Below are 16,976 nucleotides of genomic sequence, written 5' to 3' on the forward strand. Positions count from 1 at the left end.
GAATGTTAATATACTAAAAAAGCTCGTGTCAAGTACTTGACACGAGCTTTTAAATAATAAATAATAAAAAACTATATAATAATCATTCTACAATTACCACATTGGCGTTTGCAAAAATGAAGATAATATTCCTGGAAAAATTCCCATCACAATTAAGATAACCATTCCAATGATTAAAAGGAAATTCGTTAATCCGTCTTGTGTTTTTAATTTGTTTTTTCCTTTTTTGAAATACATATAGTTGATGATTTTGAAGTAATAATACATACTCAAAACTGCCATAACCAATGCAATTACAATCAAAAATAGGTTTTTATCGTTTGTTCCTCCAATACTTAATGCCATAAATTTAGCGAAGAAACCTCCTGTTAATGGAATACCTGCTAACGAAATCAAAGAAATTGTCATCGCTGCAGCCAGAACTGGATTTGCTTTTCCTAAACCAATGAAACTTTCAAATTTTGGATTTTTGAATTGATCAATCGTATAGAAAATAATGAAATTCGCAACCGAATAAGCAATCGTATAGAACATCAAAGCCTCTTTAGATGATGAATTGATGTTAAACAAAACAAATAACATGAAACCTGCTTGCGCGATTGATGAATAAGCCATCAAACGTTTGACAGATTTTTGAGAAATTGCTCCGAAGTTTCCGATAAATAACGTCAAAATGATGATTGACGCAAATAATAAACGGTAATATTCGGCATATTCTACATTTGTTGGGAATGATTTTAAGACTAAAATAAATCCTAAAAATGATCCTCCTTTGATGATTGTCGACATAAACGATGTAAACACAGTTGGTGTTCCGTCGTAAACGTCTGGTGTCCATGCATGGAAAGGAGCTGCAGAAACTTTGAAACAAAATGCAAAGATGATTAAACACCATCCTGCGTAATAAATTGTTTCGAAATCTTTGTTATAGTTCACCAATTGATCAACCATAAAAGTTCCTGTTGCGCCATACAAAAATGTTACACCCAACATCAAAATCCCTGTTGAGAAAGCTCCCATCAAGAAATATTTTACAGAAGCTTCTGTACTTCTAAGACTTTCTTTGTTTGTTCCTGCAATAATGTACATTGGAATTGACATTAATTCGATTCCTAAGAACATAATTACTAAGTTGTGGAATTGTGCTAAAACGGCGATTCCTGTAAAAGAGAAGAAAATTAAGGCATAATATTCTGCCACATGTTTTCCTACTTTTCCAAACGAATCTTTGTTCAACAATAAGTAAAAAATTGCCAATCCCGCCAATGCGATAAAGAACGAAACGCCGTAAAGCGACTGTCCAATCATATTATCGAATTTTCCTGCGAACATTGAGCAACCTTTCAAATCGAAAATTCCTCCTACAATCATTCCGAAAAACAGAACAACAGAAAGTATATTTAAGGCACGATTATTTTTGATGTAGAATCCACTAAACATCAAAATAATACCTGAAAGTGCTGATAAAATAATCGTATTCATATCTATTTATTCAAAAATGATTAATGTGCTAATAAATTAAAAATTGGTGTTGGATAAACTCCTAAAATAATCACTATGATTGCGATTACTGATAAAACTGCAATTGGTCCAAAACCTCCTTTTTGAGCATCTTTTTGTTTGATGTTTTTTACTTCTCCAAACAATAATGCGCTTGATAATCTCAACGTATAAACGGCAGATAAAATAACACCTAAACAAGCCACAACACATAAAACTGGATTGTGTGTAAACAATGCTGAAAGCATCATAAACTCTCCGATGAATGAACTTGTCAATGGTAATGCTACGTTTGCTAAACCGAATATCATGAATAAGATAGATAATGTTGGATCAACTTTCGCTAAACCACCAATCGATTTGATATCTGTCAAATCATATTTTCTTTCCATAATATCAACACATAACCATAATCCTAAAACAACTAAACCATGTGAAAACATTTGAAAATAAGCTCCTGTTACACCATTTGCTAATTCTGAAAATATTGAAACGAAGATTAAAGCCAAGTGAGCAATCGAGCTATATGCAATAATCTTCTTTACATTTTTTGCACTCAATGCGATTAACGAAGCGTAAACTAATCCGAAAATTGCGATATACGTAATGTATTTGAACAATTCTGAAATTGTTGGGAACATTCCCAAATACCAAGTAACCACTGCAAATAATCCCATTTTCGCCATCAAAGCTGAAAGTACAACTGTTAATGGAGTTGGAGATGTTTTGTAGATGGTTGGTTGCCATGTGTGAAATGGAAAGATTGGAATTTTAATCACAAAAGCGATTAAGAATAACAATGCCAACGCTGTATTTGTTGAATAATGCGGTCCTGTAACTTGTACAACATCTGTTAATAAAAATGATGCTGGTTGTAAGAAAAATCCGATGTAAATAATTCCTCCTAACATAAACATCGATCCTAAAATCGTGTATAAGAAGAATGTCATATTTGCGCGAATTTTGTCTTTTCCAATTCCGAATAATCCGATTAAGAAATAAACTGGAATTAAAACAACTTCCCAGAAGAAATAGAATAAAATTAAATCTTCTGCTAAGAAAACTCCGTTTAATCCTGCTAAAGTGATTAGCAATAACCCATAGAATGTATTGCTATATTTTTGTTTTGTTGTTGATAAATAAACAAAAAGAGCTAAGTAAGTAAGGTTAGTTAATAAAATCATTAATCCTCCCAAACCTTGAGCATTTAACGCGAAATAAGTTTTAACGCTGTTGAAATTGAACCATTGTGTTTGAAACGTTAACTCGTTGTTTCCTCCTTTGCAAGTGATAAACAAGTACAACGCCAACAACGCTCCACCAACGAATGCTCCTAACCATCTTTGTGGTTTTTGACCTTGCATTAATAGCATAAAAACTCCTACTATTAATGGTAAAATGATAAATAAAGATAAAAGCATTACTAACCTATTTTGAAATTAAATACCCCATAAAAAAGATTGCGATACCTGCCACGATTCCAACAACCATTAGCATAATATAGAATCCTACATTTCCGTTTTGTAGCTGACGTACATTTTTTGATGCGCGACCAGAAACAGTTCCAACTCCTAAAACAAAAGCTGCAATTCCTGCTTTTTCTACATATTTTTTCAAGACATCACCTAACTCGAACAATGGTTTTACAATTGCATTGTCGTATAATTCGTCGATGTACCATTTATCCTCAAAGAATTTTGCAATTCCAGTTGCTTCACCATCTACATGATTTGTGTATTTCTTGATGGCATAATAAATTGCGCCAAGCACACAAAGTAATAAAGCTCCCATCATCATCCATTCTGTTGCATGAGAAACATGATGAGCTTCTCCGATTGATACAACTCCACTTAAGAAAGTTTGAAGTTTGTGTCCGTCTTGCATAAACAACGCTGGAATTCCTACATAACCTGCAAAAACAGAAAGAACTGCTAAGATGATTAATGGAATTGTCATTGCTGCTGGACTTTCGTGCGGATGAGCATCTTTATCTCTTAAATCTCCTAAGAAAGTCATCGCGTATAAACGGAACATGTAGAATGCTGTCATCACAGAAACGATAAATCCGATTCCGTAAACAACTGGATTAGAAACAAACATTCCTAATAACATTTCGTCTTTCGAGAAGAAACCTGATAATCCTGGAATACCAGCGATTGCCAAACATCCAATCAAGAAAGTGATATGTGTAATTTTCATGTATTTCTTCAATCCCCCCATTTTGCGCATATCTTGCTCGTGGTGCATTCCGTGAATCACAGAACCTGCTCCTAAGAATAATAATGCTTTGAAAAATGCGTGCGTCATTACGTGGAAAACTGCTGCGATATACGCTCCAGAACCAATTGCTGCGAACATTAATCCTAATTGAGAAACTGTAGAATAAGCCAATACTTTTTTGATATCGTTTTGGCGCATTGCAATAGTTGCAGTAACAAAAGCTGTTGCAATTCCTACGTACTGAATAACTTGTAATGTGATCGGTGCTGCCGAAAATAATTCGTTGCAACGTGTAATCATAAAAATACCTGCCGTTACCATTGTTGCAGCGTGAATAAGTGCTGAAACTGGCGTTGGTCCTGCCATCGCATCTGGTAACCAAGTGAACAATGGTAATTGAGCCGATTTACCCGTTGCTGCTAAGAATAACAATAATGTGATTCCTGTTAATACAAAACCTGTAAATGCAGATGAATCAATTGCTAATTGGCTGAATACTTTTACATATTCTAACGTTCCAAATTCTTTGAAAATCCAAAACATCGCCAATAAAAATCCAACATCTCCGATACGGTTCATGATGAAGGCTTTCTTCGCTGCTTTGATATATTCTGGATTTGTAAACCAAAAACCAATTAACAAGAATGAACATAATCCTACTCCTTCCCATCCAATAAACATCATTACAAAATTGTTTCCCATAACAAGAATCAACATGAAGAAGATGAATAAATTTAGGTAAGAAAAGAATTTTGCAAATCCTTTGTCTTCGCTCATGTAAGCCGAGCTATACACGTGAATTAAAAATCCAACTCCTGTAATAATTAACAAGAACAAACTCGTTAATGCATCAATTTGAAATGCAAACGGAACTTGTAAAGTTGGAATATTGATAATATCAAATGCCTTAAAAATTAATGGTTGTGCATCTGCTCCTGATGGAACTGACATAAAAACCATGATTGATAAAATGAAACTTGCCAAAACTGCTCCACTTCCAATGAAAGTCACTAAGCTTTTAGAAAGTACATTTCGTCCTAAACCGTTAATTAAAAATCCGATGAATGGAATCAAAGGAATTAACCATATATACTGCTCCATTCTTAACCTTTTAAACGATTTAACACATTAATATCTACCGAGTATACTTTGCGGAACAATAAAATTATCACTGATAATCCTACAGCAACCTCAGCCGCAGCCACAACCATAATAAAGAATACTAAAAGTTGTGCATCTGTTCCTTTTTCTAATGCTGGATTTGCGTGATAGTGCATTTTTGAGAACGCTACTAACAACAAATTCACAGAATTTAACATCAATTCTATACACATAAAAATGACAATTGCGTTACGACGAATCATTACGCCAGCCATTCCTATTCCGAATAGGATTAATGATAAAGTAATATAATAACTGATTGGTAACATCTTTTACTTTTTATATTTAATCCAATAATTCTTCGTCCTTTTTCGATAACATCACCGCTCCAATCATTGCAGAAATAAACAAAATACTGCTCAACTCGAATGGTAAAACATATTCTGAATACAACAATGATCCTAAATTGTGAATCAATCCTAAATCACCTGTTCCCATTTCTACAGCTGTGTTTGCAGAAGCTTGATTTTGTGAGAAAATACTAATTGTCAAGGCAATAAATAATAAAGAGATTAAACTCGCTGCTAATATTTTTGCTGGTCGACCAAATGATTTCTTTTCACTATTCAAGTTCATCAACATCACCACGAATAAGAACAATACCATAATTGCTCCGGCATAGACAATGACGTTTACAATTGCCAAAAACTGTGCGTTTAGCAATACATAATGTCCGCTGATGCAGAAGAATGTTACGATTAAATATAAAATGGAATGTACAGGATTCTTACTGAACACCATTAGTAGCGCACTTAACACCGTTAAGCTCGACAAAACATAGAATAAAATGATAGGTAATTCCATTAATTTGTAGCTTTTTTCGGGATTAATAAATCTTCTTTCGAATAGATAAAGTTTTGACGTTTGAAACTTGCTGGTGGAACTGTTTGCGATAAATAAACAGCATCTTTTGGACAAGCTTCTTCACAGAATCCACAGAAAATACAACGTAACATGTTAATTTCATATTTCGCTGCATATTTTTCTTCGCGGTAAAGATTTTCTTCACCAGGAAGTCTTTCTGCTGCTTCCATTGTAATTGCTTCTGCTGGACAAGCCAAAGCACAAAGTCCACAAGCCGTACAATTTTCACGATCTTCTTCGTCTCTATTCAAAACGTGTAATCCTCTAAATACAGGACTAAACGGTCTTTGTTTTTCTGGATAACTAATTGTTGCTTTCTTCGAAAAGAAATGCTTCAATGTAATCATCAACCCTTTTGCGATAGAAATCAAATAGATACTTTCCCAAAAAGTAAGGGGTTTACGTTCTACTTGTTTTACTCTATTTGTAATTGGTTTCATACTTTTAATGATTTTGATGATTCTACTTGTTTAATAATAAAATCACTAAGCCTGTAATTAACATATTGATTAATGCTAAAGGCAATAATTTTTTCCAACCTAAATCCATTAATTGGTCATATCTGAAACGAGGAATCGTCCAACGCACCCACATATAGAAGAAGATGAAGAAACAAGCTTTACCGAATAATGAAAGGAAATTAAGAATTGCCGTTCCATTCACTCCGATAGAGTTTACTAATGTTGCATCGTCTACAAATGGGATATCGTATCCACCAAAATATAAGGTAGAAATTACTACAGAACTGATAAACATGTTGATGTATTCTGCGAATAAGAAGAATCCCATCTTCATCGAAGAATATTCTGAGTGATAACCTCCAATTAACTCATTTTCTGCTTCTGGTAAATCGAACGGAGTACGGTTAGTTTCTGCGAACGAACAAACCAAGAAAATAATAAATCCTAATGGTTGTAATAAGATAAACCACGCATGCTCTTGTTGATAATGTACAATATCACTCAATTTTAAAGAACCTGTCATCATCAAAATTGTGATTAACACTATTCCCATCGGTAATTCGTACGAAATAATCTGCGAAGCTGCACGCAAACCTCCCATTAAAGAGTATTTGTTGTTCGATGCCCAAGCACCAATCATAATTCCATAAACACCTAAACTTAATACACCTAAAATGTATAAAAATCCGATGTTAACATCTGCAATTTGAGGAACAACTACACGATCTCCAATCTCGAAAGCTGTCGACCATGGAATAACTGCACCTGTCATACAAGCTACAATCATTGCCAAAGATGGACCTAAGATGAATAAAAATTTATTCGAATCTTTTGGTGTAATTTCCTCTTTCGAGAATAATTTTAAACCATCGGCAAGCGGTTGTAATAAACCAAAAATACCTGCACGGTTTGGTCCGATACGATCTTGTAAGAATGCTGCAACTTTACGCTCAGCCCAAGTAGAATACATGGCAACAACTAATGCAAAACCAATCATTACGCCTACTAAAGCTAACTTTTCTAATGCATCAGCAATAAATTCTTCTGTCATTTTGTTAATTTTATTTACGAATGATTAATCTTTAAAATCTTTACTTGTTGCTGGTCCATCAATTTTTGATAAATCACGATTTGGTTCATTTACTTCAGAAACCGAGTGAATATCTAATAAAATTTTTGGATCGCGTTTGATCACTTTCGGAAGTGTTTCTTTTGGCTCCACTTTATTCTCAAAGTAATGACCTTGACGAACAACAGAATCTTTAGAAATTTCTGATGGTTTTTCTAACGTCCAATCGTTGATATCTTTTTTATCGAAACGACATGTGTTACAAATCCAATCTTTTACTTCGTTAAATTCATCTTTGCGAGCTGTTACACGGAAAACTTCATTTCCACGGAACCACACTTGTGCTTTACCTGAACAAGTAGGACAATCGCGATGAGCATCAACTGGTTTCAAGAACCAAACACGGTTTTTGAAACGGAACGTTTTATCTGTTAAAGCTCCAACTGGACAAACATCAATAATATTTCCGATGAATTCATTATCTAAACTTTTGTTGATATGAGTTGAAATTTCAGCGTGATCTCCACGATTCATTACACCATGCTCACGACAACCTGTGATTTGATCCGCAGTTTTTACACAACGATAACATAAAATGCATCGGTTCATGTTCAACTGAATATTTGGACCTAAATCTTCTTTTGGGAATGTACGACGATCAAATTCGTAACGCGTTGCTTCTGCTCCGTGCTCGTAACTTAAATCTTGTAATTTACATTCTCCTGCCTGATCACATACTGGACAATCTAAAGGGTGATTGATTAATAATAATTCAACAATCCCTTTACGTGCCTCAACTGTACGCTCAGATGTTTTATTGCCTACAACCATTCCGTCCATAACTGTTGTACGACAAGACGGAACCAATTTTGGCATTGGACGAGGATCTGCTTCACTACCTTTTGATACTTCTACCAAACACGTTCTACAGTTTCCTCCTGTATTTTCTAATTTACCGTAGTAACACATCGCTGGAGGTGCTACTTCTTTACCAATCATACGAGCGGCTTGAAGGATCGTTGTTCCCGCAGGTACTTCAATCGTTTCGTTATCGATGGTAACTTTAAATAATGGTGTTTCTTCTGCCATCTTCGTATTAATTTGCGGTTTCTTTAATTTCGATTGGATCAGCATAATGTGCTAAACCAAAATTACGCGTCAAACATTCTTCTGGATTATTAATATGCCATTCGAACTCATCACGGAAGTGACGAATTGCCGCTGCAACTGGCCAAGCCGCTGCATCTCCTAATGGACAAATTGTATTTCCTTCGATTTTACGTTGTACATCCCATAACAATTCGATATCAGACATTTTTCCTTTTCCTTCATCGATTCTTTTCAAGATTTTCTCCATCCAACCAGTTCCTTCGCGACATGGTGAACATTGTCCACACGATTCGTGACGATAGAAACGAGCTAATGTATAGGTATGATAAACAACGTCTTGATCTTCGTCTAACACGATAAATCCTCCAGACCCCATCATTGTTCCTGTTTGGAAACCTCCTTCTGATAAACTTTCGTAATTCATATAACGAGGTTTACCTTCAGCAGTTTTTAACAATAAGTTTGCTGGAACAATTGGCACAGAGCTTCCTCCAGGAATACATGCTTTAAGACGTTTTCCATTTGGAATTCCTCCACAATATTCATCTGAATAAATAAATTCTTCAACCGTAATGGTCATATCAATTTCATAAACGCCTGGTTTATTAATATTACCACAAGCTGAAATTAATTTTGTTCCTGTAGAACGCCCAACTCCAATTTTAGAATATGCTTCTCCTCCAATCTCAATAATTGGAACAATTGCAGCAATAGTTTCTACATTATTTACAACTGTTGGTCTTCCCCATAAACCTTTAACAGCTGGGAAAGGTGGTTTTAGACGTGGATTTCCACGTTTACCTTCTAAAGATTCTAACAATGCCGTTTCCTCACCACAGATATAAGCTCCACCTCCACGTTGAACATAAATTTCGCAATCGAATCCAGTTCCTTGGATGTTTTTACCTAACCAACCTGCAGTTTTTGCTTCGTCGATTGCTTCTTCTAAAATTTCTGCAACCCACGCATATTCTCCACGGATATAAATAAATGATGTATTAGATCCTAAACAGAATGATGAAATCAAAACTCCTTCAATTAATAAATGAGGAATATATTCCATCAAGAAACGGTCTTTGAACGTTCCTGGTTCTGATTCGTCTGCGTTTACCACTAAGTGTCTTGGAACACCTTCTGGCTTTGCCAAAAAGCTCCATTTCATTCCAGTTGGGAAACCTGCTCCACCACGACCTCTTAAACCAGAAGTTTTTACTTCTTCTAAGATTTCATCCGTTGTCATTTTAAATGCTTTCTCAGCATTTGCATAACCACCATTTTCGCGGTAAGCTTGGTAATGACGAATACCTGGAACATCAATATTTTTTAACAGTAATTTTTGTCCCATTATGCTAATTTTTTCAATTCCTCGATTAATTCGTCTACTTTCTCGATCGTTAAATTCTCACGATACGTTTTTCCTAACTGTAACATTGGCGCGTAACCACATGCTCCTAAACATTCGGCTGGTTTTAATGTAAATAAACCATCTGCCGAAGTTCCACCAGCTTCGATATTTAATTTTGTTTTGATGTGCTCGATAATTTTGTCCGAACCTCTTAACATACAAGGTCCTGTTTGACAAACTTCTAACACAAATTTCCCTACAGGATTTAAGTTAAACATCGAATAAAATGAAGCTACTTCGTAAACTTCTACTGGTAAAATATTCAATACTTCTGCAACATAATCTAAATGAGGTGTGTCTAACCAACCACCAAACTCAGCTTGTGCCACATGAAGCAAAGGAATCAATGCACTTTGTTTTTTATCCTCTGGATAACGTGCAATGATTTTATCTACTTTTTGTTGTGTCTCTTCTGAAAATTGAATTGCCATTTTTAATAATTTTTATTAAGCATCTAATTCTCCAGCGATCAAATTCAAACTACTCATTGTAATAATGGCATCTGAAATCATTGATCCTTCGATCAATTCTGGATAAGCTTGATAATAAATGAAACAAGGTCTACGGAAATGTAAACGGTATGGCGAACGTCCACCATCAGAAACAAAATAATAACCCAACTCGCCATTTGCAGCTTCTATTGAATTATAAATTTCTCCTTTTGGCATATCTACCTCTCCCATAATAATTTTGAAGTGATAGATTAACGCTTCCATTTTTGTGTAAACATCTTTCTTTAGTGGTAAATAGAAGTCTGGAGCATCGGCATGATATTGCGTAGCTTCTTCTCCTTCTAATGCATCAATCTTTGCAATTGCTTGTTTGATGATGCTTAAACTTTGCCACATTTCTTGACCACGAACTAAGAATCTATCGTAACAATCCCCCGTTGTACCAACTGGAATATCGAATTCGAATTCTTCGTAACGAGAATATGGTTTCGCTACACGAACATCATAATCTACACCAGCCGCACGTAAATTTGGTCCTGTGAAACCATAATTTAATGCACGCTCAGCCGAAATTCCTCCAACTCCTTGTGTACGATCCATAAAAATACGGTTACGTAAAAATAAGTTTTCAAACTCTGTTAAGACATCTGGAAACTCTCTCACGAAACGATGGATTTTTGTCCATGCAACTTCAGAAAAATCACGTTCGAAACCTCCGATACGACCAATATTTGTTGTTAAACGAGAACCACAAATTTCTTCGTAAATCTCATAAATCAACTCACGATATTTCATCATATAAAGGAATCCTGTAAATGCTCCTGTATCAACACCCATAATCGAATTACATACGATATGATCTGCCATACGAGCCAATTCCATAATGATAACACGCAAATAAGAAACACGTTTTGGAACTTCAATTCCAACGAATTTCTCAACTGTCATGTGCCAACCTAAGTTATTTAACGGAGCCGAACAATAATTCAAACGGTCTGTCAAAGGTGTAATTTGGTACAAAGGTTTGCGTTCAGCAATTTTCTCAAAAGCGCGGTGAATATACCCAACTGTAGGAACCGCAGATTTGATGATTTCACCATCAATCTCTAAAATATTTTGAAATACCCCATGTGTTGCAGGATGCGTAGGCCCTAAGTTTAAGGTAATTGTGCTTTTTTCTAACGAACCATCTGGAAGATCAAGATGCTTTAATTTTTTAGTTTTCTCTTTTCCCATGGTTAATTTGCTTTTACATTAAAACCTCCATAATTGAAATCACCACCACGACCAAACATATCGTCGTCTTTGTCTTTACGCGTTTGATCCTCTAATGGAAACTCTTTGCGTAATGGATGATAATCCATTTCTGGGACATTCATGACACGAATTAAATTTGGATGTCCTACAAAATCAACTCCATAGAAATCATACGCTTCGCGCTCTAACCAGTTAGCTGTTTCGAATAATTTAGTTGCTGTAAAAATCGAAGGTTTCTCGATTGGCAAAACAAATTTTAATCGAACTTCAACTCCTTCGTATAGATTATAAACTAAATAGGTTACAACCAATTCTTCTCCAACATTATTAGGATAATGAATGGCTGTTAAATCCTTCAAAAATTTGAAAGACAATTGCTCATCATCATATAAATATTGTAAAATCTTTAGATTGAAATCTTTGTTAGCGTATAAAGTCAATACACCGAAATGCTCTTCGTATCCGTATATATTTTCTTGAAACTTCTGAACCAAACGGTCTTTTATAAATGAATTGTCCATTATTTCAACTTATTTAATTCCATAACTTGCTAAAAGTTGTTGATATTCTTCGCTACTTCTACGACGAACACTTTCGCTCTCTACTAACTCCTGAATACGCATTACACCATCAATAATTGCTTCTGGACGAGGCGGACAACCTGGCACATAAACGTCGACTGGAATTACTTCATCAATTCCTTGTAAAACCGAATATGTATCAAAAATTCCTCCCGAACTTGCACAAGCTCCAACAGCAATTACCCAACGAGGTTCTGCCATTTGAATGTAAACTTGCTTCAGAACTGGCGCCATTTTTTTAGAAATTGTACCCATTACCATCAACAAATCGCACTGACGAGGCGTAAAAGCCAAACGTTCAGATCCAAAACGTGCCAAATCGTATGTCGAACCCATAGTCGCCATAAACTCGATTCCACAACAACTTGTCGCAAATGGTAAAGGCCAAATAGAGTTTTTACGCGCTAATCCAACCACTTTTGATAGTTGCATCGCCATAAAACCTTCACCTTCAAAACCACCTGGAGACTCTACAATCTTCACATTGGTATTGTGTGTTACTGGTCTTTTATTATGAATCATTATACTATTATTTTAGAATTTTAATCGCTCTATTTTTCCCAATTAAGAGCTCCTTTTTTGCGTACATACAAGTACATCACAAAGAATAATCCAACGAATGTTACAACTGCTGCAAAACCTTCCCAACCTAATTCTTTAAAATTCGCTGCATACGGATAAAAGAAGATCACCTCTACGTCGAATAACACGAATAAAATGGCTACTAGGAAGTATTTAATTGCAAATGGCTGTCTTGCATTTCCTACTTTCTCAATCCCAGACTCGAAATTCTCTAATTTTTCGTCTGTTTTTCTGGACGGCCCAAGCAAATGTGTCGCAACGATAGTACCCGCTACAAACGCAAAAGCAACCACAAAAAGGATGAGAATAGGAATATAACTTGATGCTGTTTCCATAACTACTTTACTATTTTTCCAACTAATATTTTATCGATAAAAATAATAATAAAATATCATATTATTTATGTAAATTAGTTTTCAGCTAGTTATAGTTCTTTATATGATAAATTATATATTATTTATCTATATCGGAAGTTTGATGATTGAATAAAAAAAGGAGAACTAACAACTTGGTCAATTCTCCCTATGTATTTTATTAGATTACTAATTAAAACTTAAAAAAGTTAATGAATTAATAAATTTTGTAGATTTTGCAGTGCTTCATGCACAGTTTTAATATGTTCAAATCGTACTAACAATGTTGGATACTCTTCTCCTTTTTTGGGTGATTTTTCCTTAAAACTGATGTTTTTAGGGTTATTTTGAACGTAATTTAAAATTAATCTAAATTCTTCTGACTGATAAAATTCGCTTTGTGGTTTATTAATAAAATAAGCCAACAAAATTCCATTTTTCATCACCAAGCGTTCGAAACCTAATTTTTTACTGATCCATTTCAATTGAATTGATTCCAATAAATTTTCGGCTTCAATTGGTAATTTTCCGAAGCGGTCAATCAAATTATTTTTAAACGTTTGTAAATCTGTTTCAGTTTCGATATCAGCTAATTCTTTGTATAACAACAAACGTTCTTCCGAACTTTCAATGTATTCATCTGGGAACATAATTTGTAAATCCGAATCAATCTGTACATCCGAAACATAGGATTTTACTTCTCCCGATTTTTGATCTTCGAACAAATCTTTGAAATCTGTTTCTTTCAATTCTTCAATCGCTTCATTCAAGATTTTTTGATACGTTTCGAAACCGATATCCATCATAAATCCTGTTTGCTCCGCACCTAAAAGATTTCCCGCTCCACGAATTTCTAAATCTTTCATGGCAATATTAAATCCTGATCCTAAATCAGAAAACTGCTCAATTGCTTGCAAACGTTTACGCGCTTCGTCCGTTAAAACCGAAAGTGGCGGCGCAACCAAATAACAGAACGCTTTGCGGTTACTACGACCAACACGCCCACGCATTTGATGCAAATCCGCCAAACCAAAATTCTGCGCATCATTAATTAAAATCGTATTCGCATTCGGAACATCCAAACCAGATTCGATAATTGTTGTTGACACAAAAACATCATATCGACCATCAATAAAATCGAGCAAAACAGCCTCTAATTCTTTCCCATCCATCTGTCCATGACCAATCGCCACACGCGCATCAGGAACTAATCGTTGCACCATTCCTGCAATATCTTTCAACGATTGCACACGATTGTGAATGATATAAACTTGTCCACCACGTTGCATTTCGTACATAATCGCATCACGGAAAATCTCTTCATTGAAACCAACCAATTGTGTATCGACAGGTTGTCTATTTGGTGGAGGAGTTTTGATAACCGACAAATCTCGAGCAGCCATCAACGAAAATTGAAGTGTACGCGGAATTGGCGTCGCTGTCAAGGTTAATGTATCAATATTTTCGCGAAGTGTTTTCAATTTATCTTTTACACCAACACCAAATTTATGCTCTTCATCCACAATTAATAATCCCAAATCTTTGTACTCAATTTTTGGATTAACCAATTGATGCGTCCCAATCACAATATCAACTTGACCAGATTTTAAACCATCTAAAACGGCCTTTTTCTTTGCTCCTGTTACAAATCGATTGAGATAAGCTACTTTCACAGGCAAATCTCGTAAACGCTCTGAAAATGTTTTGAAATGTTGAAAAGCCAAAATCGTTGTTGGAACCAAAACAGCAACTTGCTTTCCATCTACTGCAGCTTTCATCGCCGCACGAATCGCGACTTCCGTTTTCCCGAAACCTACATCACCACAAACCAGGCGATCCATAGGGCGTTCAGATTCCATATCAGCTTTCACATCTTGCGTCGCTTTGTACTGATCGGGCGTATCTTCATAAATAAAAGAAGCTTCCAACTCATTTTGTAAATATGTATCAGGAGAATACGCGAAGCCTTTTCTAGCACGACGTTTCGCATATAATTTAATCAAATCGAAGGCAATTTCTTTTACTTTAGCTTTGGTTTTATTCTTTAAATTTTTCCAAGCTGGTGAACCAAGTTTCGAGATTTTTGGCTCAGCGCCATCTTTTCCTCTAAACTTCGCAATTTTATGCAACGAATGAATATTAACGTACAGAATATCATTATTTTGATAAATCAATTTGATTGATTCTTGCGTTACGCCATTATTATTCAATCTTACCAAACCAGCAAATTTTCCAATTCCGTAATCGATATGCGTCACAAAATCTCCAACTTGCAACGAATTGATTTCCTTTAGCGTAATCGCTTCTTTTTTGGAAAATGAATTTCGAAGATTGAATTTATGATAACGTCCAAAAATCTGATGATCGGTATAACATGTTAATTTGATTTCTTCATCAATGAAACCTTGATAAATAGAACCCAAAACTGGAATGTAAGAAACTTCTTTTCCAATATCATCAAAAATTTCTTCAAAACGTTTGATTTGATTTTCATTGGAGCAAATCAGTGCATTTTTGAAACCTTCGTTTTTGTGTTCATTCAAATCATCAATTAGTAATTCGAATTGTTTGTTAAAACTTGGTTGAGGTTTGAATGGTGATTCTATTTCTTCAACTGTTTCAAAATAAGATTTCATCGAACATTCAATCACTCCAAAAGATGAAATTTGTTGAAGAAAAGCATTTTTATTCAAAAATAATTGATTCGGTTCTGCTTGTTTAATTTCTCCTTTTAATTCAGCAAAAGCATTTTCAGCTTGTTCAAAATTCTTGGTAATTTGTTTTGCTAAAACAGAAATATTTTTGGCGATAATTAAACTATCCTTCGAAATATATTCTAAAAAACTCTCTCGCTTTTCATTAATCGATTTACTTTCAAGATTCGGAATAATCGTAATTTCTTTGGTCGTTGCAATAGACAATTGATTCTCGATATCAAACGTTCTGATGGTTTCAACTTCATCTCCAAACAACGAAATTCGATAAGGGTGTTCATTCGAAAACGAAAAAACATCTATAATTCCTCCACGAATCGAGAATTCTCCCGGCTCAGAAACAAAATCAACACGATGAAAATTATAAGAGGATAAAACTTCCGTTAAGAAATCAATCCCCAAATCATTCCCAACCTTTACTTTAAGCGTATTCGTAGAAAGCGCTTTTTTTGTTACCACTTTTTCAGACAAGGCTTCTGCGTACGTCACCACAATTTTTGGTCGTTTCGAATGCGATAACACATTTAAAACCTCTGTTCTGATGACAACATTCGCATTATTTACTTCCTCAATTTCGTAAGGACGCTTGTAAGATGACGGGAAAAATAGAATTTGTTCTTTATCAAACAAAGTTTCCAAATCATTCAACACATAAGCCGCTTCTTCTTTGTCATCAAAAATTAGAATCGTTGGTCGCGCAACACGATCATATAAATGACCCGTTAAAATACTCAATCCTGAACCTAAAAAACCTTTGATATTGACTTTATGCTGTGGATTATTTTTAAAATTGACAATAAGCTTCTGTACGAAATCTGAAGAATCGTATAAGCTAAAAACGTTGTGAATAGTTTTCTGTTCCAAAGTTTTGCAAATATAAAATTTTATAAACTTATTTTTAAACAATCTTCAAAAAAAGCAATGTTAAAATGCGAATTTTTAATTAATGAAAATTTTTCGGAAAATTTATAAAAAAAGTTGAGCTAAGTTAAAAAAATTAATCCTAGCTTTGATTTATCAAAAAAAGAAAATGAAATTAGTTCACAACATTATCAACTTGATTATTTTAGTCATTCTTATTCCAAGGAGTGGTAATTAGTTGTGTACGTACAAAATAACAATTAAAGCCACTTCTTAACGAGGTGGCTTTTTTTATGGAGAAAAATTAATTAAACAATATTATGCAAAACAATTTCGTCATTATTATCATTATTATTTTAGTCTTGGTCTTACGATTAGGAAAGGTG

General features: G+C 34.6%; 15 protein-coding genes. All 15 read right to left on the reverse strand.

What is annotated here, in order from left to right:
• Positions 1 to 93: 93 nt before the first annotated feature.
• The 15 genes from FH779_RS16315 to mfd all read right to left on the reverse strand — a co-directional run bounded on the left by FH779_RS16315 (position 94) and on the right by mfd (position 16,593).
• Complete coding sequence (locus FH779_RS16315) at positions 94 to 1,482, reverse strand: NADH-quinone oxidoreductase subunit N (protein ID WP_180905456.1); 1,389 nt, start codon at positions 1,480 to 1,482, stop codon at positions 94 to 96.
• Between the two features lie 20 nt (positions 1,483 to 1,502).
• Entirely contained in the window at positions 1,503 to 2,921 is a 1,419-nt protein-coding gene (locus FH779_RS16320) for a complex I subunit 4 family protein (RefSeq protein WP_038333343.1), read from the reverse strand.
• A gap of 7 nt (positions 2,922 to 2,928) precedes the next feature.
• Complete coding sequence (gene nuoL, locus FH779_RS16325; RefSeq protein ID WP_180905457.1) at positions 2,929 to 4,821, reverse strand: NADH-quinone oxidoreductase subunit L; 1,893 nt, start codon at positions 4,819 to 4,821, stop codon at positions 2,929 to 2,931.
• Positions 4,822 to 4,823: 2 nt separating this feature from the next.
• Entirely contained in the window at positions 4,824 to 5,150 is a 327-nt protein-coding gene (gene nuoK, locus FH779_RS16330) for an NADH-quinone oxidoreductase subunit NuoK (protein ID WP_026357457.1), read from the reverse strand.
• Positions 5,151 to 5,166: 16 nt separating this feature from the next.
• Positions 5,167 to 5,685, reverse strand: coding sequence for an NADH-quinone oxidoreductase subunit J family protein (locus FH779_RS16335; protein WP_180905458.1), 519 nt, complete (start codon positions 5,683 to 5,685; stop codon positions 5,167 to 5,169).
• Complete coding sequence (gene nuoI / locus FH779_RS16340; RefSeq protein ID WP_038333352.1) at positions 5,685 to 6,185, reverse strand: NADH-quinone oxidoreductase subunit NuoI; 501 nt, start codon at positions 6,183 to 6,185, stop codon at positions 5,685 to 5,687. Before nuoI ends, FH779_RS16335 begins: the two co-directional genes overlap by 1 nt.
• A 22-nt stretch (positions 6,186 to 6,207) precedes the next feature.
• A complete protein-coding gene (gene nuoH / locus FH779_RS16345; RefSeq protein WP_038333358.1) occupies positions 6,208 to 7,257 on the reverse strand; it encodes an NADH-quinone oxidoreductase subunit NuoH in 1,050 nt (349 codons plus the stop codon).
• Positions 7,258 to 7,281: 24 nt separating this feature from the next.
• Positions 7,282 to 8,364, reverse strand: coding sequence for a 2Fe-2S iron-sulfur cluster-binding protein (locus FH779_RS16350; protein ID WP_038333449.1), 1,083 nt, complete (start codon positions 8,362 to 8,364; stop codon positions 7,282 to 7,284).
• A 7-nt stretch (positions 8,365 to 8,371) separates the two neighbouring features.
• On the reverse strand, positions 8,372 to 9,730 hold the full coding sequence (gene nuoF / locus FH779_RS16355; RefSeq protein ID WP_180905459.1) for an NADH-quinone oxidoreductase subunit NuoF: 1,359 nt from the start codon (positions 9,728 to 9,730) through the stop codon (positions 8,372 to 8,374).
• Positions 9,730 to 10,221 (reverse strand): NADH-quinone oxidoreductase subunit NuoE family protein, encoded by a 492-nt coding sequence (locus FH779_RS16360; RefSeq protein ID WP_038333366.1) that lies wholly within the window; start codon positions 10,219 to 10,221, stop codon positions 9,730 to 9,732. The genes nuoF and FH779_RS16360 overlap by 1 nt, the downstream gene beginning before the upstream one ends.
• Positions 10,222 to 10,236: 15 nt before the next feature.
• The gene (locus tag FH779_RS16365; protein WP_038333370.1) at positions 10,237 to 11,478 is read right to left on the reverse strand and encodes an NADH-quinone oxidoreductase subunit D; all 1,242 of its coding nucleotides are present in this window, start codon (positions 11,476 to 11,478) and stop codon (positions 10,237 to 10,239) included.
• A 2-nt stretch (positions 11,479 to 11,480) separates the two neighbouring features.
• Positions 11,481 to 12,020 (reverse strand): NADH-quinone oxidoreductase subunit C, encoded by a 540-nt coding sequence (locus FH779_RS16370; RefSeq protein ID WP_180905460.1) that lies wholly within the window; start codon positions 12,018 to 12,020, stop codon positions 11,481 to 11,483.
• Positions 12,021 to 12,029: 9 nt separating this feature from the next.
• Positions 12,030 to 12,602, reverse strand: coding sequence for an NADH-quinone oxidoreductase subunit B (locus FH779_RS16375; RefSeq protein ID WP_038333376.1), 573 nt, complete (start codon positions 12,600 to 12,602; stop codon positions 12,030 to 12,032).
• A 29-nt stretch (positions 12,603 to 12,631) separates the two neighbouring features.
• Positions 12,632 to 12,997 (reverse strand): NADH-quinone oxidoreductase subunit A, encoded by a 366-nt coding sequence (locus tag FH779_RS16380; RefSeq protein WP_038333379.1) that lies wholly within the window; start codon positions 12,995 to 12,997, stop codon positions 12,632 to 12,634.
• Between the two features lie 227 nt (positions 12,998 to 13,224).
• Positions 13,225 to 16,593 carry a transcription-repair coupling factor gene (gene mfd, locus FH779_RS16385; protein WP_180905461.1) on the reverse strand — a complete coding sequence of 1,123 codons (3,369 nt, stop codon included), beginning with the start codon at positions 16,591 to 16,593 and terminating at the stop codon, positions 13,225 to 13,227.
• Positions 16,594 to 16,976 lie beyond the last annotated feature (383 nt).

Source organism: Empedobacter falsenii (assembly GCF_013488205.1).
GTDB lineage: Bacteria > Bacteroidota > Bacteroidia > Flavobacteriales > Weeksellaceae > Empedobacter > Empedobacter falsenii_C.

Excerpts from the sequence above, each read along its gene's own strand:
- FH779_RS16315 (WP_180905456.1), bottom strand. The coding sequence starts at position 1,482 with ATGAATACGATTATTTTATCAGCACTTTCAGGTATTATTTTGATGTTT.
- FH779_RS16320 (WP_038333343.1), bottom strand. The coding sequence starts at position 2,921 with ATGCTTTTATCTTTATTTATCATTTTACCATTAATAGTAGGAGTTTTT.
- nuoL (WP_180905457.1), bottom strand. The coding sequence starts at position 4,821 with ATGGAGCAGTATATATGGTTAATTCCTTTGATTCCATTCATCGGATTT.
- nuoK (WP_026357457.1), bottom strand. The coding sequence starts at position 5,150 with ATGTTACCAATCAGTTATTATATTACTTTATCATTAATCCTATTCGGA.
- FH779_RS16335 (WP_180905458.1), bottom strand. The coding sequence starts at position 5,685 with ATGGAATTACCTATCATTTTATTCTATGTTTTGTCGAGCTTAACGGTG.
- nuoI (WP_038333352.1), bottom strand. The coding sequence starts at position 6,185 with ATGAAACCAATTACAAATAGAGTAAAACAAGTAGAACGTAAACCCCTT.
- nuoH (WP_038333358.1), bottom strand. The coding sequence starts at position 7,257 with ATGACAGAAGAATTTATTGCTGATGCATTAGAAAAGTTAGCTTTAGTA.
- FH779_RS16350 (WP_038333449.1), bottom strand. The coding sequence starts at position 8,364 with ATGGCAGAAGAAACACCATTATTTAAAGTTACCATCGATAACGAAACG.
- nuoF (WP_180905459.1), bottom strand. The coding sequence starts at position 9,730 with ATGGGACAAAAATTACTGTTAAAAAATATTGATGTTCCAGGTATTCGT.
- FH779_RS16360 (WP_038333366.1), bottom strand. The coding sequence starts at position 10,221 with ATGGCAATTCAATTTTCAGAAGAGACACAACAAAAAGTAGATAAAATC.
- FH779_RS16365 (WP_038333370.1), bottom strand. The coding sequence starts at position 11,478 with ATGGGAAAAGAGAAAACTAAAAAATTAAAGCATCTTGATCTTCCAGAT.
- FH779_RS16370 (WP_180905460.1), bottom strand. The coding sequence starts at position 12,020 with ATGGACAATTCATTTATAAAAGACCGTTTGGTTCAGAAGTTTCAAGAA.
- FH779_RS16375 (WP_038333376.1), bottom strand. The coding sequence starts at position 12,602 with ATGATTCATAATAAAAGACCAGTAACACACAATACCAATGTGAAGATT.
- FH779_RS16380 (WP_038333379.1), bottom strand. The coding sequence starts at position 12,997 with ATGGAAACAGCATCAAGTTATATTCCTATTCTCATCCTTTTTGTGGTT.